The 19,588-nt window shown below is 56.1% G+C and carries 11 protein-coding genes; 4 read left to right on the forward strand and 7 right to left on the reverse strand.

Features of this window, described 5'->3' with window-relative positions; all coding sequences use genetic code 11:
• Positions 1–165: 165 nt before the first annotated feature.
• A complete protein-coding gene (gene aqpZ, locus ACZZ0D_RS10845; RefSeq protein ID WP_463553202.1) occupies positions 166–885 on the reverse strand; it encodes an aquaporin Z in 720 nt (239 codons plus the stop codon).
• Positions 886–1,335: 450 nt separating this feature from the next.
• On the opposite strand from aqpZ, the gene ACZZ0D_RS10850 reads away from it, so the two are divergent.
• Together ACZZ0D_RS10850 and ACZZ0D_RS10855 are read left to right on the forward strand one after the other, a co-directional pair.
• Positions 1,336–1,671 (forward strand): YegP family protein, encoded by a 336-nt coding sequence (locus ACZZ0D_RS10850; protein WP_463553203.1) that lies wholly within the window; start codon positions 1,336–1,338, stop codon positions 1,669–1,671.
• Between the two features lie 56 nt (positions 1,672–1,727).
• Positions 1,728–2,048 carry a hypothetical protein gene (locus tag ACZZ0D_RS10855; protein WP_463553205.1) on the forward strand — a complete coding sequence of 107 codons (321 nt, stop codon included), beginning with the start codon at positions 1,728–1,730 and terminating at the stop codon, positions 2,046–2,048.
• 136 nt (positions 2,049–2,184) lie between these two features.
• Here the strand turns inward: ACZZ0D_RS10855 and ACZZ0D_RS10860 are convergent, their stop codons facing one another.
• Positions 2,185–2,742, reverse strand: a complete 558-nt coding sequence (locus tag ACZZ0D_RS10860) for a response regulator transcription factor (protein WP_463553206.1) — start codon at positions 2,740–2,742, stop codon at positions 2,185–2,187.
• Between the two features lie 169 nt (positions 2,743–2,911).
• Positions 2,912–10,759 carry an autotransporter outer membrane beta-barrel domain-containing protein gene (locus ACZZ0D_RS10865; protein ID WP_463553207.1) on the reverse strand — a complete coding sequence of 2,616 codons (7,848 nt, stop codon included), beginning with the start codon at positions 10,757–10,759 and terminating at the stop codon, positions 2,912–2,914.
• A gap of 532 nt (positions 10,760–11,291) precedes the next feature.
• Here ACZZ0D_RS10865 and ACZZ0D_RS10870 point away from each other — a divergent pair.
• Both ACZZ0D_RS10870 and ACZZ0D_RS10875 read left to right on the forward strand, forming a co-directional pair.
• Complete coding sequence (locus ACZZ0D_RS10870; RefSeq protein WP_463553208.1) at positions 11,292–12,371, forward strand: zinc-binding dehydrogenase; 1,080 nt, start codon at positions 11,292–11,294, stop codon at positions 12,369–12,371.
• 27 nt (positions 12,372–12,398) lie between these two features.
• Positions 12,399–13,994, forward strand: coding sequence for an arylsulfatase (locus tag ACZZ0D_RS10875; RefSeq protein ID WP_463553209.1), 1,596 nt, complete (start codon positions 12,399–12,401; stop codon positions 13,992–13,994).
• Between the two features lie 523 nt (positions 13,995–14,517).
• Here the strand turns inward: ACZZ0D_RS10875 and ACZZ0D_RS10880 are convergent.
• From ACZZ0D_RS10880 to ACZZ0D_RS10895, 4 genes are all read right to left on the reverse strand, one after another.
• Entirely contained in the window at positions 14,518–16,875 is a 2,358-nt protein-coding gene (locus ACZZ0D_RS10880) for an efflux RND transporter permease subunit (RefSeq protein WP_463554795.1), read from the reverse strand.
• An 8-nt stretch (positions 16,876–16,883) separates the two neighbouring features.
• A complete protein-coding gene (locus ACZZ0D_RS10885) occupies positions 16,884–18,011 on the reverse strand; it encodes a WD40/YVTN/BNR-like repeat-containing protein (protein WP_463553210.1) in 1,128 nt (375 codons plus the stop codon).
• A gap of 77 nt (positions 18,012–18,088) precedes the next feature.
• The gene (locus tag ACZZ0D_RS10890) at positions 18,089–19,438 is read right to left on the reverse strand and encodes a DUF1329 domain-containing protein (protein WP_463553211.1); all 1,350 of its coding nucleotides are present in this window, start codon (positions 19,436–19,438) and stop codon (positions 18,089–18,091) included.
• Between the two features lie 15 nt (positions 19,439–19,453).
• A complete protein-coding gene (locus tag ACZZ0D_RS10895; protein WP_463554796.1) occupies positions 19,454–19,579 on the reverse strand; it encodes a hypothetical protein in 126 nt (41 codons plus the stop codon).
• Positions 19,580–19,588 lie beyond the last annotated feature (9 nt).

Here is a 19,588-nt window from a genome sequence, read left to right on the forward strand (position 1 = left end):
TCGATCCAATTCACTGCAACAGCTTTAACCACCCTCAAACACTACATGCAGTCCGCCTTACGCGTAGTGACTGATGCGAACCCGCTAACAGTTGGTTATTTCTAGCTAACCGCACGCATGACTTCTTCTAGTGTGCGGTTAGCAAGCGTCGGATAAAAGCAAATGCTAGTTTTGGTTGGTTTCTGGATCAGACGAGAACAAGATGGCTGGCTTCGCAGGTCGTATTACACGATAAGCCAAAGCGCCGAGCACACCACCCGCCAATGGTGCGACCCAGAATGCCCATATCTGATGTATCGCCCAAGGAGCGGTGTATAGCGCTACACCCAGACTGCGTGCCGGGTTAACCGATGTGTTGCTGATCGGGATGCTGATCAGATGGATGAGTGTCAGTGCCAAACCAATAGCCAGTGGAGCAAATCCACCGGGAGTGCGGATGTCGGTTGCTCCCATGATGATAAACAGGAACATGGCCGTCAGCAGGAACTCAGCGGTTAAAACAGACAAAAGGCTGTAACCATTAGGCGAATGCTCACCATAGCCATTAGCCGCGAAACTTGTCATGACATCGAATTCACTTGAGCCGCTTGCTATAACAAAAAGAGCACCGCCCGCCAAGATCCCCCCAGCCACTTGCGCCAAGATGTATGGCAAAAGATCCCGGCCATCCAAACGACCGCCAACCCAAAGCCCAAGACTAACAGCAGGGTTCAAATGACAACCTGAAATGGGGCCGATCGCGTAGGCCATTGTGAGCACTGTCAAACCAAATGCTAAAGATACACCGAGCAATCCAATCCCATAAGCAGCGAAAATGGCGCTGCCGCATCCGCCAAAGACAAGCCAGAAAGTGCCTATAAATTCAGCACCGAGTTTATTAAACATATCGCCTCCATAGTATGACCCGTATCACTGCATAGGCAAAAAAGCCACCACCCCGTTTATACGCGTATGAGAGAGAACCCATAGCTTGTATCTACGGAGTGCTCCCACCATAAGCTCAAGGCACAACTTTCTTTGTACGACTTTTCCGAAAAACGCAGGGGAGCTACGCGGGGTGGTGGCAGTCTTGGTATCCGAAACCTAAAGATTATCTACGAAGAATCACTCTAATAGTTCACATCAATGCAGAGGCTTGCACTTTACAGAGCCCCACGCCATCAACCAAAAATCTTAAATCGGAAATTTCCTATAGATCGGTGCCGTGCATCAATAATAGTTTGCACCTGGCTCAACAAGTCGACTTTTGCTTGTGCTCAAATTTTAGCGATGGGCGCAATGTCTAGCACGTCGCTCTTGGAAAGCACTATTTCTATTAACATTAAGGAAGTAAACATGTCAGGCTGGTATGAACTTAGTAAAAGCAGTGACGGTCAGTTTCGCTTCGTTCTCAAAGCGGGAAACGCCGAAGTTATCCTTACCAGTGAGCTCTACACCACTAGGGGTGCGGCCGAGAACGGTATTGCGTCGGTACAGAGCAATAGCCCATTGGAAGCTTGTTACGCCAAAGAGACGGCAAAGGACGGAAAGCCGTACTTCAACCTCAAGGCAGTGAACTATCAAATCATCGGCACCAGCCAGCGCTATTCGTCTGATGCTGCAAGGACGGTTGGAATTGAAAGCGTGAAGGCCAATGGGCCAACCACCGTTGTGAAAAATAAAATCGTGTGAGGCCGCAACGGCACAGCAAGTCAGCAAACAATAGATAAATTGAAAAAGGTATTTTTATGAAAGCATTACCTGTCTCCGACAACGTGTTGAATGAAGTAGCAAACCTGCTCAGTGCGGACTTTAGTACGCTAAAAGCAAGACGCCCTCAGTTCAGTGCTTCTTCAGAAGCCTGCAATGGTTGCGGAGAACATTTGAATTTTTACAGCTTCGTCAAAACAGCGCTAGACATGGGCGCGCATGGAAAAAACTACATGACTAAGTTTCTGTTGAGCCAGGAACCTGTAAGTAAAGAAATTGACACAAATATCAACTGCGCGTCCTGTGGCAAAACCAACAGCGTTAAAGCTGCTTACGCGTATGGCGATGTACCCATGTAGTAAATAGACACCTCGGCGCGTAGCCAAAGTTGCTCACCTCTTTACAATGACTGCCGAGAGCAAGAGGTGAGCAGCCCTTATAAAGACGTATTGTTTTAATGCTTTTCATTACCTGAAAGTCATCGACCTCCCAACTTCAAATTATTCCTACCTTTCTTGCCAGATCGGAAAGTTCGATGTTCGTACTCATCCCCAGCTTTCTGAAAATACGTGTCTTGTAGGTGCTGATCGTTTTTTCACTGAGCTTCAGCTTTTCAGCAACTTGCTTATTCCGAAGTCCTTTTGCCAGTGCTTGTAGAACTTCCAGTTCCCGACCACTGATCGATGCATATCCCTTGATATCCTCTACCTTTCTACTGCCCGCATACTTACACTCCACCGCAGCGTCATGCAAACAAACACGACTTTCAGCAATGTCCTCCTTTGCGCAGGGCGCGTCCCCCGCTATTTTCTCGCAGGCGTTTCGCAATAGATTAACGCTCGTTGAAGGCATCTTCACTAGCTGAGCTTTTAGCACCAGTTTTTTTATTGATCCCTCAGCGCCAGTTTGCAACTGGGTTAATTGCAGACGCCCTACCCCTTGCACGTCAAGATTCAATATCTTCGAGTCTGTGCACAACTCCCCAAAAAAATAGATGATCTCAGCCTCATCACCGGTCTTTGCAAAGACTTCAATAGAAACTTTAGACAGCATAATAAGATCCTCCCAGGAAAACGCTCTATAGGACTCCCTGTTAAATTCCGCATAAAGAGCACACGGTAGAGCCTTGCATCTTCATTACTTAAAACAAAAAGGCCCCATCAATGAAAACCGATGGAGCCTTCAAAAGCTCGCGTTATTACTAACGTCTGCCCATTACGACTTACCAGAGATAGCGGTAGCCCAAAGTAATACCGTACGGCTGCTCGATATCGTCACCTTTAGCGTACTCGGCATCCAGCGACACCTTGCTGTTTTCGGTCAACTGCAGAATCCCACCGAAACCGACCTCAGTACGGCTACCTGGCAACTGCGCATCCAGTTTGATGCCGTTGACTTTAACGGCGCTGTCGCCACCGTGTTCGGTCACGTAAGACACTTTGGCGTACGGCTGCACCTTCATGCCGTTTTCCATCTGGATGCTACGACCAAACAAGCCACCGACACGACTTTGCAGCGAGTCGAGATCGTCCGCCTTGACGCGCATGCCATTGCTGGAGGTGTACTTGCCACCTTGCGTTTTGGTCGCCGTGATTTCCAGTTGCGGCTCGACGAACCAGCCATCCTTGAGCTTGATATGCTTGCCAACTTCGACGTCGACACCCAGACCATTGGTGTCATAAGAGCCTTTGACGGCCTCCCCGGTATTCGACAGCGTTTTGATGTCGTTATCGAAGTGGCTGTACTTGGCAACGGTATCGACATAGACACCGTTGTCGCCGATGTACGTCGCATAAACGCCACCGAACTGGCTTTTCACATCACCCGTGCCGCCTTCGCCATAGTTCATGTCCGAGCGGGCCGTACCCACCATGCCACCCACATAGACCTTGCCGCTGTCGACATGAATTGCCTTGTCCGCACCGACTTCCATACCGGTAATGTTCTGGTCATAAGCTCGGCTCGATTTTTCATCGACCTTGAATTCCTTGCCAATGGCACGAGTCCAGATACCACCCTCGTCCTTGCCCATCCGCAATTCGCCGAGGCGTTTGACCAGTGCGTTCATCTGCGCACTCCACAGACTTGCACTTGCGGTGTGTGCAGCCACTGCCGCGTTACCGCCGCCGGAAAGATCACCCGGGCCTGGCTTGCCAATTGGCGGGGCCGGTGGCGCACCTGGCTCAGATGGATCCACAGGATTAGTCGGATCAACCGGCGGATTAACAACTCCCGAAGGCGTGCTCAGCACCCAGTTTTGTCCTTCTTTACCCAGCGTGTAACGGAAAGCACCGGCGTCAACGTGACCACCCGCCAAAGCAAAATTACCGTTACCACCCTGGGTTTCAACCAGTGTCAGCTTGCCATCGGTGCTGACCGGTTCTACACCGCTGTCCGCCACCAGAATCTGGTGAGAGCCGCTGGTGTCGCCGCCAACCTTGATCAAGTCGCCTGCGAGAATACCCAGTTGGGTGTTCATCGCGAAGTTACCGGCACCGCTCAGATTCCCCTTGATATCGAGGGTATTGCCGAACGGCGTGTTGGCTCGTGCTGCAGAGCTAGCCGCATCAGCGCCGCCAAGGATGACCCAGCCGTTGTTGTTCAGGTTGCCGCCAACGGTGAAGGTATGAGCACTAGTGGTTCCAGGCAACGTATTGCCCACCAACAGAGTACCGGCGTTATCGATCGAACCGGCAACACCACCGAAACCACCAAACTGTGCACCAGAAGCCACGTTGACTTGGCTGCTCGCCAGGGTCATTGGAGCCGATTCGCTGCCGAAGTACAAGTTGCCCGCATTCACCTGAGTGGCACCGGTGTAAGCGGCAGTGTCATCCAGGGTCACAGTGCCCTGACCTTGCTTGGTCAAAGAACCTGTACCGGTCACGGCATTTTTCAGCGCCCAGTCAGAGGCAGTATCGAGGGTCAGATTACCTTCGTCGTGCACGCTAGCAGTACCCAGACTGTCAGCGGTCAACGCTGTCAGACTGGAGGAGCCATCGATGTCGAACTCACCTGCGAATTCGCTGTTGTTGTTACCCAGCACAACATCGGAAACGCTCTGGGCAATGACCTTGCCTGCACCGGTCAGGGTGTTTTGCAGCGTGCCCAAAGCACCGCTCAGCGTCAGGCTGCCATCTGTGGCAATCGAACCGTTGCCCAAACCAGCAGCGTTATCGAGCGTTACATTGGCACCGCTGGCGATGCTGGTATTGGCTGACAAACCGCTGTTGGCACCGGTGACTGTGAGATCACCCGCCGCCAGAATCAGCGAACCGGCACCGGTCAGAACGCCGTTGGAAACACCGCCGTTGGCGAGCGTCAAGGTACCGCTATTGATGTCCAGTACGGAGCCGGTCTGGCCTGCAAGTACACCGACGGTTTGCACCTTGCCATTGATGTCCACCTTGGCACCTGTAGCAATGTTCAGCGCCGAAGTGTTGCCCATGGCATTGTCGGCATCCAGTCGCAACCCACCACGGTTAACGTCGGTGCTGCCGGTGTAGTCGTTGGTCGAGTTGGACAGCGAAATGATGTTCGCCGTATCGATGGCCAGATTACCGCTGCCGGTGATCTTGGCCGACATATCGGACGCAGCAGCAGTGGCGACTGCACCTTCGGTCAACGTCAGCGTCTTGTCCGCTTGCAGATCCAGTTCCTGCAGACGGTAACCGACATACAGGCCATCGCTGTTGACGCCGGTATTGAGGCCGAAGTCGTACGTTGCGACAGCTACGTTATCACCGCCCTGCGAGACATCCAGGGTCTTGGCATCGGTAATGACGTTACCGTTCTGATCCTGCAATACCAGCGCACCACCCGTGCCGGATACCGAATCAGCCGCTACGAGTTGCACACCATCCTGAACATCATCCTGCTGCAGCAGCGAGAGAGATCCAGCCGGAATAACCGGAGGCACAATGTAAGGCGAAGGCACGTTGACCTGCACGGTACCGGTACCCGCTTGCAGATTACCCGCTACAACATGACTGGTCGCGACGGTCTGATCCGGAACATTGGCGTTAAACTTGACGGTACCGCCGTTGAACGCGATGCCACCGATCGCCTGCTCGCCATCACCCACGGTGGTGACGTTACCGGCATCCGATTGCAAGGTAGCATTGGTCAGCGCGGTGGTGTTGTCGCCTTGCAGGTCGAACATACCCAGACCCGCTTTCAACGTACCGGCGAAGGCATCGCCAGTGGTTGCGGCGAATTCGAAGACATCTTCCGCAGCGCCCATGACGGCATCGATAACACCGTCGCCCGAGAGCGTGTGAGCCAGTGTGTAGCCCTCACCGGCGCCCGGCGTTAAGGCCAGCGTTGAAGTGGCATCGATATCGATTTTGCCGACGCCACCAGCAGTGTCGGTCATCTTGAGCAGATCAGCGGTGGTAACGGTCGATCCGTTGTGCAGGCTCATGGTTTCGAAGCGATCAACATCGGCAGCTGCCGACAGCGTTTGAGTAGCGCCGTCGAAGGTCAGCGTGTCAGCCGCGCCAATGCCGCCGTCTAGTTTGGTGAAGGCCGCATTGCCTTTGACGGTCACAGCATCCGTGCCGGTATCACCGTTGACGTTGACCACCGAAGAGTCACTGTTCAACGTCACGGCGTTGGAGCCCGTGCCGAGGTTGATATCACCGACGACGGTGCCACTGTTGGTCACAGTGTCATTGCCTGCAGCGGCAACCAGGTTACCGGTGATCGTGGCGCCTGCAGCGTTGGTAGCAGTGTTGTTGCCCTCGCCAAGATCGATGACACCGGTCACTTGACCACTGTTGGTCAACGCAGAATCCTGATCATCGAAAGTCAGCGCGCTCGTCAGTGCATCAACCGCTGCGACAACGCCGCTGTTGATCATGTCGGTGACGCCGCCAAGGGAGATAACCGGCGCATCGGTGGATGCGGAAACCAGTTCGCCCGAGTTATCGAAACTCGATACACCTTCAAGTGCTACAGCCGAACCGCCGCCCGCAGCGACAGTGACGTTTGCGCCGCTTTTAACATCGCCGTTGCCGGTGTGCTTGACCGAAATACCAGTGGCATTGGCGCCAGTCACATTGATGTTCAGACCATTGGAATCGGAGAGATCAATGTTGTTCGACGTGCCGCCGCCGGCAGCCGTTTCGAAGGCCAGGCCAGTACCTGCGCCCAACACGTTGATCGTACCGGCGTTGGTTTGGGCCAAGGTGGCGGAGGTACGCACACCTTTACCGTCCATGACGTCGATACGAGTGTCGTTGGTCAACTGAATGCCCGAAACTTCAGCCTTGTTTTCGATGCCGTTGCCACTGCCTGCGCCGGCAGAAGCCATGTCAATAAAGGCACCATCCACCACCAGACCTTTGGCGCCGGTGTCCAGCTGTACAGCGTGCGCAGTACCTGACGCGGTAACCTTGCCAATGCCGGAACCGACCAGATCCAGCGAAGCATCCTGGCCCACCAAAATAGCGGCGGTGCCGTCGGTAGCTTTGATCAGACCGTCTTGCACATCGACTTTGGCTTGCTCACCTTGAACCGATACCGCTACACCATTTACAGAGATGTCCGCGTGGTTCTCGAAACGGCCGTCTTTAATCAGAACGCCGGTATTGCCGGTGCCTGCAGTAAAATCAATGTTGCCGTTGTTGATCAGCAGGCCTTGGTTTTGGGTTACGAAACCAGTGGCATTGGACAGGGTCGTTGACAGTGTTGCGTTATTGATCAGCTGAGCATCAGTGCCTTGACGAGTGACTGTCGTGCCGTCCAGGCCATATTCGTTGCCATCAACTTGGCCAACGATCGCACCGTCGCCTACCAATGACACGGTAGTACCTTGATCCAGGGTTACATGCGCACCGCCCTCGACAAGAACAGACATGGCGTCAGTCCCCAAGACCTGGAAGTCGGAACCCGAAGAGGCCTTGACGTCGGTATTGTCACCGGTGGCCCAAATGCCACGAGCGCCCGTACCGGACGTTTTCAGTTGCACTTCGCCAGTTTGTTTGGCGCCGCCCTGAATACGGAACAGCGTCGAGTTTTTACCCGAAGCATCCAGCAAAGTTCCCGCCGGGATATTGGTGTTGATGCTGGTGCCTTCACCAGACACCAGGAACGCGATCTGATCGGATACAAATTCATCGAGGGAGAACGTCGGAACTGCCTGACTTTCCAGATCGATTGTCGCCCCGCCAAACGCGGCGACACCAACGGCGCCCTGCCCTTGAAGGTCGATCGTGCCGGCGTCCATATTGATTTTTACGCCAGAGCCGGTCGCAGAAATACCAGTGGTGCGATTGGCATTGCTGCCACCCTTGAGTACCAGATCACCCTTGTTGTTCAGAGTGGTGGTGGCACCACTGGAAGCTGCGAGCAAACCCACACCGCCGTCCTGGACAGTGATCGAACCGGTGTTCCCACCTGTCGAACCTTCGAGGACTTCGATACCAGTGGTATTTTTACCGGTGAACTCGATGTTGCCGCTGTTGCGCAACGCAGCGCCGTTTTTGGCGATATAACCGGTTACGCCATCCAGGCTCGAGGTCAGATGAGACTCAGTCAGCAGCAGTGTACCGGTACCAAAACCATCGGCCCCTGCGTCGAGCGTTGTATCACCGAACGAACCTGGCACCGATGCACCGGTTGGCGTGCCTTCCAGAGTCAGCTTCTGGCCGTCAGCCATTGCAGCAATGGCGCCGACAGCGTCCAGATTGATGATCGAGTCGACAGTGGTTTTACCTTGTGCGCCGCCCGCGATGCGGACACCAGTGGCGTCTGCGCCAGTGACATTGATGGTCATGCCACCGGAGTTGAAGGCCGATACATCATTACCGGTCTGCCCGGTCAACCACAGTGCCGTGGAGTTTTGACCGGAAGCAGTCAGTGTCGAGTCTGTACCGTTAACGCCGGTACCGCTGAAGTCGGCACCGTCTTCCAGACGATAAAGTGTCGAGTTGGTCGTTGTAACGTTTTCAACATCGGAACTGTCGTTGGTCACCGAAGAACCCGGGCCATAGACGAAGAAACCGATCTGATCGCTGCCGTCGGCAAACGTTACTTGGCCGCTCCCGCTGACATCAGCCGTCGCGCCTTCACGGACGTGGACGCCAATGGCACCGTCGCCAGTCAGATTGACTTTGCCGGTCAAGGTCGCGGACGAACCCACGCCCGTTGCCCAGATACCGAAGTTGTGCACGCCGGAGGTTGGATCAACACCGGTCAACACGTTGATATCGCCGGCAGAAGTTACTTTACCGCCGCTTTGCGTACGGATGCCGACGGAGTTGACACCGGAAAGATCGATAGTGCCGTTGTTGGTGACGGTGGCCGTCGGCGAAGTGTTCAGGATGCCAATGTTAGCCGTTGGCGTTTCGCTGTAATGCCCCTTCACCAGAATCTTGCCATTGTTGGTGATGTTGGCATTGGCGCCCTGCACGTTTATGCCGACACCGCCCTGCACCAGATCGCCGATAATGAGCGACCCGTCGTTGACGACAGTGCTGTCGTCTTGGGCATCAATGCCGATAATCCCGTTGGTTTGCGCAACATCGGCGCCGCCACGGGCGATAGGAGCAGAGGTGGTATCAGTACTCGCTTCGCGCCCCAGGTACATCAAGCCGCCTGCTGCGTTCGTGAAGGTACTGCCAGAGCTGACGGTCGCGCCTGTCGGCTTGCCGCTGGAGGTTTGTGCCAGCACACCGATGTTCATCGCACCATTGTTGGTGAACTGGCTGTTTTCGCTCACCTGCACGCCGATGATATCTTGCGTCGCCGGGCTGTCGACACTCCAGCTACTGGAGTTGAAGGTACCGTTGTTAACGTAAGTAGAGTTGTCGTTCACCAAGTCAGAAGCGGCGGTCGCGTTGGTGCCGCTGATTTTGCCGACGTTACGCAAACCATTGTTGATGAAATGGCCGTCAGCCGTCGCCACGACACCCACACCATTTCGCGTGGTGGAAATGGTGCCATCGTTAATGACCGTGCCGCCGTTAGTGGCGTAGACCATGATACCGGCAGCTGGGGTGGCGCCATCGGAAATCAGTTCACCAGTGCTGCTGATATGCCCGACCGCATTGGCGCCGTTGGCCATCAAAGCAATTTGCTGGCCCAGCGGGGTAAACAGCGGATCGTCGAGCGGAATGGGGCCCGTGGTCTGATTGATAGTGAATGTGTTCGTGGTGTCTGTGTAAGCCTGCGCGAAGGCGTCGTCATACGACTGTTGCATCTCTGCCTTGGTATCGCCCAGCTTGCCAGCTTCCAGCTGATCAACCAGCCAACTGTTATAGGCAACCAGTTCACCAATGTTGGATACGGTTTTCGATACCTGAGAACCATCACTCAGGGTGACGACAAACGTTCCCGCGTAAGACTGAGTGGTAACGTCGAAGTCCTTCGGTTGCAGGTCTGACGCTTTGAGCTTGTCGTTGGAAAACTGGACGGTGTTTGAAGAGTTCCAGTTTGCGGTACCGTCAGTGACTTCGACAAACACCGTGTTTTTGGTGTTTTTGTCACCCAACTGCCCATCGGCATTCATGTTGAAGATGCCGCCACCGGTGATTTTAGCGATCTGTGCATCGTAGAAATTACTGGCCGATGGGTCGCTCGGCGAATACACCTTCCACAATACGCCAGCGCCAGGATCAACTTGTGTAATATTTGCGTTGTCGTAAGTATTGATGATCACCGGTGCTTGTAAATAAGCATCAATTACCGAGACGCCAGAACTTTGGGTACCCGTGGTGATACTTTGCAGTGCGTTAGGATCAACGGCTCCGGTGATGTAACCCGCATCATACCCACCCAGTAATTCGTAACCCTTTACATTGGGGCCAACCGACCCGGTAAAGTTTACCGAACCGTCCAGACTCGAAGTACCACCGTCCACGATGATCGCTTGACCCTCGTTATTCGCGCTACCCGGGGTATACACCACAGCCATCGCCCCACTCGACAATAGTGTGCCTATCGGCAACGCCACAGCTGCAAGCAAAGAGGCGGATTTGCTGGATTTCGAGTGCGACTTTGCCAGTTCGCTGGTAACAACCCAGCGCCCAGAAGCGGCATTCCAGATAACGCGAAAAACTTTGTTCATAAATAAATTTATCCTTAAAGCACCGCAACTAGGACTGCGGCATTGAAATACCCGGCTGACACGAATCCCTGCGCGTTAGTACAGGCAGGCCAATCTTTGCATTCATGACATTCCAACAATCAAACTCAAAGGTTTCTCTATTGCCCGATGAACTTAATTTTGGCGCGAATGGATTTTTTAATAAAAGACCTAATTGCACGAAGGATCTTTCTCAAGGCGGCATTCTCCGCAGCGCGAGCTAATTGCACCGTAGGAAATTTCCGAAATTCGAAACGCAGTCGATAGATGGTAATCCGGCAGTGTTCTGTCGCCGGTTCTATCGGCGGTCAAATGCAACACACATGCTGCCTTACACCGGGAGAGCGGCTGTCACCGAATGCACGCCAATTGGCGCGATCTGCAAAGTGACCGCCCAGTCGCTGCCGAATAATCCTTTTTGAACCCACGCAACCATCCGGTGCGAGCAGCCCCGCGCGCAAACGGCTCTCGGTTCCTGGGTCAACCCCATTACAACAACAAAAAGGCAAACCTCATGAAAGCTGTCGTGATGCGCGAGCAACAATTGCTCGTTGATGACATCCCTGCGCCTGTTCCGGGCCTGGGCGAAGTGCTGGTCAAAACCCTCGCCTGCGGCATCTGCGGTTCTGATCTGCACATGTTTCACCACTGTGAGCACGTGCTGGGCAACTTTAAGCGCGGGAATATTCCGGTGTCTTTCGACGCGCGAAAGGATGTGGTTTTCGGTCACGAGTACTGCGCTGAAATCCTCGACCATGGCCCCGGCAGCGACAAGAAAATCAAGGTTGGCACCCGCGTCTGTTCGCTGCCTTTTGTTATCACGCCAGCGCGATTCGACCATATCGGCTACTCCAACCAATACCCCGGCGGCTATGGCGAACAAATGGTGCTCAGCGAACAGATGCTGATCCCGGTGCCCGGTGATCTGCCGGCCGAAATCGCCGCCCTCGCCGAGCCGTTGACGGTCGCCGCGCACGCTGTCAATCGCGCACAGTTGCAAGGTAATGAAGTGCCGGTGGTGATTGGCTGCGGGCCGATTGGCCTGGCAGTTATTGCTGCGCTGAAATCCCGTGGTATCGGCCCGATCGTCGCGGCGGACTTCTCCCCTGCCCGGCGCGCGCTGGCAGAAAAACTCGGGGCCGATGTGGTGGTCAATCCGGCGGAGCAATCGCCTTATCGGTCATGGCTCGATGTCGCGGCGCCGCCGGGCTACGAGATCAACAGCCCGTTTGCCCTGTTCGGTCTTGGCCCGCAACCACGGCCTTGCGTGGTGTTCGAGTGCGTGGGCCTTCCGGGTCTGATTCAACAAGCGATCCAGAACGCGCCGCCGCGCTCGCGAATCATCGTTGTCGGCGTGTGCATGGAAACCGATCAGATCGAACCGCTGATCGGCATTGGCAAAGAGGCCAACCTGCACTTTTCCTTTGGCTACACCGGCGAAGAATTCACCCAGACCTTGTATGCCCTCGCCGACGGCAAGCTCGACGGCGCGCCGATGATCACCGGACGGGTCAAACTGGACGGGGTCGCCGAGGCGTTCCGGGCGCTGGCCAGCCCGGAAGATCACGCCAAAGTGATGATCACCTTCGACTGATCCCGTCTTGTAGCAAGGCGCACGACCATGCGACAGATTAAATTGACGTCACTGGCGGGGATCGCACTGAGTCTGGCCTGTATCTCGGCGCAGGCGCAGGCGCAGGATCCGTTTATCAAAGCACAGCGCATTTCGCCGACACTGGAACCGGTGCGGCTGCACCCCGATCAACAAGTTGAAGTGGATCAGCGCCTCAAAGCGCTAGAGGCGAAAACCAGGCGCAAACCAAACATTCTGATTTTGCTGGTCGACGACATGGGCTGGGGCGATCCGGGCGCTTTCGGCGGCGGCACAGCCATCGGCGCACCGACCAAAGAAATCGACCGCATTGCCCGCGAGGGCGTGTTGTTCACCTCTACCTACGCGCAACCGACGTGCACGCCGACCCGCTCGGCGTTGATGACCGGTCGCTTCCCGGCGCGAACCGGCCTGACCCGGCCGATTCTCAGTGGTGAAAAGGTGCCCGTTAACCCTTGGCTGGATGAAAAGACCGCGGCCTCTCTACTCTCCGAAAAGGGTTACATGACCGCGCTGTCCGGCAAGTGGCATTTGGGTGAAGCCGATGGCTATCAGCCGCAGCAAGTCGGTTACGACGAATACATGGGCATTCTCGGGGTCGCCAGCGAATACACCCAAGGGCTAGACAAGCAACGCTATCCGGAGCTGATCCTCAATCCTGCGCGCAAGGCTGCACTGAACCAAACCACCGAAGCCGCCGTTACCAGCGGCCGTAAAGGCGAGCCATTGAAAGTGGTGACCCAACTCGACTCGTTGGAAAAACTCGCTGAAATCGACCAGCAGTTTGCCGCTTACTCGCAGGACTTCATCCATCGGGCTGCGCAGGCCAAGAAGCCGTTTTATCTGGTGCATGCCTTCTCGCGGGTACACAACGACAACTTTCCGGCCAAGGCTTTCGCCGGCAAGAGCCCCGCGCGTACGCCCTATAAAGACGCGGTGATGGAAGTCGATGACATCGTCGCACACCTGATGAAAACGCTTAAGGATGAAGGTGTCGCTGACAACACGCTGGTATTCTTCACCTCCGACAACGGCGCCAACGAAGACGCCTGGCCGGATTCCGGATTCCAGCCTTGGCGTGGCGGCAAGGGCACGACGTGGGAAGGTGGTGTACGGGTGCCGGGCATTGCGTACTGGCCGGGCATGATCAAGCCCGGTCGTGAGAGCGATGGTCTGTTCGACTTAATGGATCTGTTCAACACCAGCCTCAAACTGGCTGGCGCGAATGTACCAACGGATCGCTACATCGATGGTGTTGACCAAACCTCGTTCCTGCTCGCCGATAACGGCGAAAGCAATCGCGAAGCGGTGTTCATGTACAGCGAACGCAACCTCACGGCTGTGCGCTGGGAAGAGTTCAAGGTGCACTTCAAAGTGTTTCAGACCTCGGTGCCGGGTTCCAATATCGATGAATCGACACTGGTATCAACCGGATTGTCACCTTGGGTCTACAACCTTTATCTGGATCCCAAGGAGCAGAAAAGCGTCGGTCATCGCACGTTCGAATGGGGCCTGCCGCGCGTTCTTGCGCTGGTCGGCGGCCACATGGCCAGCTACCGGACTTACCCGATGAAAGACCTGGGACTGGGCAAACCAGTCCAATAAAAACCACACAAATACCTGTGGAAGCTGGCTTGCCAGCGATGGCGCCGGATCAGCCAAACTTCATTGCCTGATCCGGGCGCTTTCGCTAGCAAGCTAGCTCCCACAAGGGTTGTGTGGTGTCCACAAATCAGGCGAGCAACCGAGATTAAATGTGGGAGTGAGCCTGCTCGCGATGGCGGTCTGCCCTTCAGCTCTTCATTGCCTGACCCACCGCTATCGCGAGCAGGCTCACTCCTACAAGGGAGCTTTGCGACATCGCAATCCCTGTAGATTGCCAGCGATGGGGTTGGATCGGGCAAAACTTCATCGCCTGAAGTGACGCCTTCGCGGGCAAGCCTGGCTCCTACGGGGTTTTGTGGTGTCCACAAATCCAGCGAGCAACCGAGATTAAATGTGGGAGTGAGCCTGCTCGCGATGGCGGTCTGCCCTTCAACTCTTCATTGCCTGACCCACCGCTTTCGCGAGCAAGCCCGCTCCCACAATGAAGCTCTGCAGCACCACAATCCATGTGGGCGGGTTGAGTTCAGCGGGTGTTTTTGTTGCAGATCAGCATCGAGGCAATCGCCGGCAGCAGGATCAAGGCGCCGATCATGTTCCAGATGAACAGCATCACCAGCAGCAGACCCATATCGGCCTGGAACTTGAGTGCTGAGAACGACCAGGTCGCCACGCCGAGCGCCAGAGTGATGCCGGTGAAGGCCACGGAGGTGCCAGTCGTTTTCAGTGCTTCAAAAAACGCTGCGCGGAATTTCAGGCCTTGATGCAGAAAGCCTTCCATGCGGCTGTACAGGTAAATCCCGTAATCAACGCCAATCCCCACGCCCAGCGCTATCACCGGCAAGGTCGCGATTTTCACCCCCAGCCCCATCTGCGCCATCACCGCTTCACACAACACGGTCGACAGGTACAACGGCGCCATCAGCGCAATGGTCACTTTGATCGAGCGGAACTCCCACAGCACCACCGCCGAGATGATGATGAACACCAGAATCAGCATCTGTTTCTCTGAGTGTTTGATGACGATGTTGGTCGCCGCCTCGATCCCGGCACTGCCGGCCGCCTGCAGAATTTCGAAATCACCGGTGTCGTACTGCCGCGCGAACTGATCGACCGCGTTGACCACCCGGGTCAGCGTTTCAGCCTTGTGGTCAGCCAGATACAAACTGATCGGCGCCACGCTGCAGTTGGCGTCCACCAGATCGGAACTGACGTTGGAGCGCGCATTGTTCATCACGAACTGGTCGCGGGAAAATTCGGCCCATTTCGGGTTGCCCTCGTTGCGCGCCAGAATACCGAAACGCATGGCGCCATACAGCGACTGCACCGACTCCACGCCTTTGACTTCTCGCAGGCTCTGCTCCAGCTGATTCGCCAGATCGGCGGCAGCAAACCGTGCGCACTGCTCTTTCGGTGTTTTGAACATCACCACAAAGACATCAGTGCTGGTGGTGTAATGGGCGAGCAGATAGGCGTTGTCCTGGTTGTAACGCGCCTCCGGACGGAACTCCGGCGCACCGACATCGAGGTCGCCAATCTTCAGATCCTGGCGCAGGTAATAACCGGCACCGAGCAACACCAGACTGAACAGAATCAACGGAATCGCCACGCGCGGTTCCACCACGGCAGACACCCGGCGAAAAATCGGCCACGACGACGTCGCACGTTTGCGCTGCTGCTGCAAACCACGCGGGCTGACGCCGACATACGACATCAACACCGGTAGCAAAAACATCTTGGTGAAGATCGCCACGAACACGCCAATGCTCGCAGTAATCGCCAGTTGCTGAATCACGCCGATGTCGATCACCAGCAATGTGATGAAACCCACCGCGTCCGCCAGCAACGCCGTCGTCCCCGGAATGAACAACGCCCTGAACGTTCGCCGCGATGCATCGATCGGTGAATGCCCCTGATCCATCTCACTCATCATCAAATTGATGTTCTGCACCGCATGGCTGATGCCGATGGCGAAGATTAGAAACGGCACCAGGATCGAGTACGGATCAAGGCCGAAGCCCAACAAACTCAACAGTCCCAGTTGACAAGCAACGGTGAGCAGACAGGTCAATACCGTCACCGCCGTACTGCGCCAGCAACGGCAATACCAGTACAACAGGACACTAATTAACACCACTGTAAGCGCGAAAAACTTGGCGATGTCGGTCGCAGCAGCCAGCAGGTCGCCGACGATCTGGGCGAAACCGATCACCCGAATGTTCACGCCCTGAGTGGCGAAGTGTTCGCGCACTTGCTTTTCCAGGGCTTGGGTGAACACGCCGTAATCCAGTGGCTTGCCGGTTTCCGGATCGTTCTCCAGCAACGGCACGCGAATGATCGTCGAGTTGAAGTCATTGGCGACAAAGCTGCCCAGCATGTTGGCGCGCTGGATGTTCTGCTTCACCTGTGCCAGCGACGCGGCGCTACCGTCGTAACCATCGGGAATCACCCGTCCGGCACGCATACCTTCGGTGGTCACTTCGGTCCACAGTGCGTTGGGCGTCCACAACGATTTCAGGTTGCCGCGATCAACGCCCGGCAGGTAGAAGATCTTGTCGTTGACCTCGCGCAGGGTTTCCATGAACTTCGGCGTGAGAATCTCGCCGTCAGGGTTTTCTACCAGCACGCGCAGCACGTTGCTTTGCGGGCGCAACACATCCTCAAACTTGAAGTAGTTCTGAATGAACGGGTGACCGGTGGGAATCATCCGCGTGAAGCTGGCATCCGGGCGCAGTTCCAGCGCCTTGTAACCCAGCAGCAGCGAGACAATCACAAAGAACGTCAGCACCAGTCGCCGGTGATTGAACAAGCCACGCTCGGTGACGCTCACCATGCGTTGCATCAGGCTGCGCTCCTGCGGCGCGGGGTTCTGATCGAGGTTCATGCGCGCGGTCATTGCAGTTGCTCCTTGATGTCAGCCAGCGGCAGCACGCGCAGGCCGTTGCTGCCGATCAGCGCCAGTTGGCCCTCAGCCAGTTGTGCAGCACCGAGCAACGGCGATTTGGCGCTGCCCTGCCAGAGACGGAAATGCTTGAGATCGTTGCTGTACATCAGCGAACCTGCGCTGCCAGTCAGCAACAGCGTGCCGTCATTCAACTGCGTGCCGCCGTAGAGGCTGGCCTTGCTGTTCAACGGGATGTTTTGCCAGCTCAGGCCTTGATCGGCGCTGAGGTACAGCGCACCGCCAAACCCCATGGCCAATGTCTGCCCGTCGCGCAGCGTCATCAGTTTGTACAGCGAGGCCTTGGTCAGGGGGTCGAGGGTTTGCCAATGGCCAGCGGACTGGCGATACATGCGTCCGCCCTCACCCGCTACCAACAAACTGCCGTCAGCCGTGCCCAGCACTGCATTGAGGTGCAGCCGCTCGGGATTATCGAGGCCGGGGAGAAATTCCCAGCTACTGCCGCCATCCCGGGTGTGCACGATCATCCCGTAAGCACCGACCGCCCAGCCTTCCTGCGCATCACGAAACCACACGTCCAGCAGCGGTCGCGAAGGCCCTGCTTCGACACCCGCCTTGGCATCGTCGAGGGCAAAATTGGCATTATCGAGGGCGCTGATCAGGCTCTCGTCTTCCGGCGCAGCGGCGTTGGCCTGTTCCTGACGCGCCACTTCGGCTTCGGCCCACTTAAGCATCAACTGACTGATCGCCCGGCCTTCCAGTTGACGCGCCCAGGTGTTCCCACCGTCGCTGCTGTGCAGGATCACCCCGTCATGTCCCACAGCCCAGCCGTTACGGGCATCGACGAAATACACCGCCGTCAGCAGCAGATCCACCGGGGTGTTGGCCTGTAAAGTTGCCGAGGGACTGCGCAGAAGAATGTGCCCGGCCGCACCGACCATCACCAGTTGATCACCGACTTTTTGCACGTCGGTCAGCGGCTGCTCGATGGCCAGCGCGGTGTGACGGGAAGCGCGTTCGAGGCGGTCGGCAAGCGGCGCAGCACTGACGTTCAGTGCTTGCACGGCCAACGCCAGACCGGACAGCATCAGCAAGGCCGGCGAAAGGAATTTGTTCATGGTTCGGTACCGTGAAAAGCTGAAAAAAAGGGGGAACCGTTTGCACCGTTCCCCCGGGATCTCAGTCGCTTGGAAAATCAGCGACCACTGCGACGCAGCGCAGCAGGGCTGAAATCCTTCAACTCGGCAGTGATGCCGAACTTGGTGTGCTTCTCTTCGTTTTCCAGTCCGTAGGTGATGTAGCGGCGCGCTTGCAGATCGTAAGAAACGTCGCTGATGTGAATCGCCGACAGCACGTCGTAACGTTGCAGGCTGTGCGCTTCCTGAACGCGCCAGAGATCGCCGCGACCGTCATACAGATCGGCGCCGAGAATGCCCCAGCTGTCTTCATCGAGGTAGAACGTGCGCTTGGCGTAGATGTGACGCTCGCCCGGTTTCAGCGTGGCTTCGACCACCCAGACGCGATGCGGCTCGTAACGCACCAAGTCCTGATTGAGGTGGTTAGGCTGGATGATCTGCTCATACTTGAGCGTGCGATCGGCCAGTTTGTAGGTGTTGTACGGCACCAGCATTTCTTTCTTGCCGACCAGTTTCCAGTCGTATTTATCCGGGGCGCCGTTGAACATGTCGACCATGTCGTTGGTGCGCAGACCATCGGCAGTGTTTACCGGCGAGTCATAGGAGATTTCCGGTGCGCGCAGAACGCGGCGCTGGCCAGGGTTGTAAACCCAGGCCAGACGCCCTTCCTTGGTCTGATCCATCGGTTCGTGTACCAGGGTCAGGTTGCCCGCAACGCTTTCCGGCGAGGTGACTTTGCCCAGGTAGTAATACAAACGGTTGGGCTCCGGATTACCCATCGCCGAGGCCATCATCACTTCAACTTCACGGCGTACCGGGGTGAAGTTGCCGTTGGCCTGCACGACCATTTCGGTCGGGAAGTACTGGTAACCGCCGACGCGGAAGCGCACCAAGTGGTTGTACATCGCTTCGATGCCGGTCTTGGGCATCGGGAACGGTACGCTGGTTTTTTCGTAGTTGAGCAGGCCGTTGCCATTGTTTGCCAGTTCAACCTTGCTGGCTTCCTTGGCGATCTCGGCGTATTCCGCTTGCGGCAGTGCCGCCGTGCGGTGGCTCGGATAAACGTTGAGTTTGTAGTCCGGGTATTTCTGCAGCAGTGCTTTGTAGCCCGGCGACAGCAGGGCGGCGTACTGCGCCATGTTTGCCGAAGTTACGGTGTACAGCGGTTTTTCTGCGGCAAACGGATCGGTGTAGCCTTTGCTCGCGTCATAGCCAGCCGGCGGCGTGGTCAAACCACCTGTCCACGCTGGGACTTTGCCGTCGGCGCTGGCGGCTTTTTCAGCGCCGGTTGGCGTCAGGTCTTTGCCCAGTCGGGCGACATCGGCAGCGTCCATTTTCGCCAGTGCGGCATGGCTGGTCAGGGATAACAGCCCGCCGATAATGGCGGCCGAGAGTAGATTTTTGTTCATGGTTATTTCCTCGGTTCAGAAACCTGCCCGCAGACTCAGTGCAATAAAGTCGCGGTCAGTTGGTGCATAAGGGGTATTGCCGCTGCCCGACCAGGACAGTTCGGCGGAGTATTTCTGCAGGTAGTCAGCGCGCAATCCCACCGAACCCAG

This window comes from Pseudomonas sp. AC193 (assembly GCF_979258075.1).

Bases quoted from the DNA above. Each gene is read 5' to 3' on its own strand.
- aqpZ (WP_463553202.1), bottom strand. From the start codon at position 885: ATGTTTAATAAACTCGGTGCTGAATTTATAGGCACTTTCTGGCTTGTC.
- ACZZ0D_RS10850 (WP_463553203.1), top strand. From the start codon at position 1,336: ATGTCAGGCTGGTATGAACTTAGTAAAAGCAGTGACGGTCAGTTTCGC.
- ACZZ0D_RS10855 (WP_463553205.1), top strand. From the start codon at position 1,728: ATGAAAGCATTACCTGTCTCCGACAACGTGTTGAATGAAGTAGCAAAC.
- ACZZ0D_RS10860 (WP_463553206.1), bottom strand. From the start codon at position 2,742: ATGCTGTCTAAAGTTTCTATTGAAGTCTTTGCAAAGACCGGTGATGAG.
- ACZZ0D_RS10865 (WP_463553207.1), bottom strand. From the start codon at position 10,759: ATGAACAAAGTTTTTCGCGTTATCTGGAATGCCGCTTCTGGGCGCTGG.
- ACZZ0D_RS10870 (WP_463553208.1), top strand. From the start codon at position 11,292: ATGAAAGCTGTCGTGATGCGCGAGCAACAATTGCTCGTTGATGACATC.
- ACZZ0D_RS10875 (WP_463553209.1), top strand. From the start codon at position 12,399: ATGCGACAGATTAAATTGACGTCACTGGCGGGGATCGCACTGAGTCTG.
- ACZZ0D_RS10880 (WP_463554795.1), bottom strand. From the start codon at position 16,875: ATGAACCTCGATCAGAACCCCGCGCCGCAGGAGCGCAGCCTGATGCAA.
- ACZZ0D_RS10885 (WP_463553210.1), bottom strand. From the start codon at position 18,011: ATGAACAAATTCCTTTCGCCGGCCTTGCTGATGCTGTCCGGTCTGGCG.
- ACZZ0D_RS10890 (WP_463553211.1), bottom strand. From the start codon at position 19,438: ATGAACAAAAATCTACTCTCGGCCGCCATTATCGGCGGGCTGTTATCC.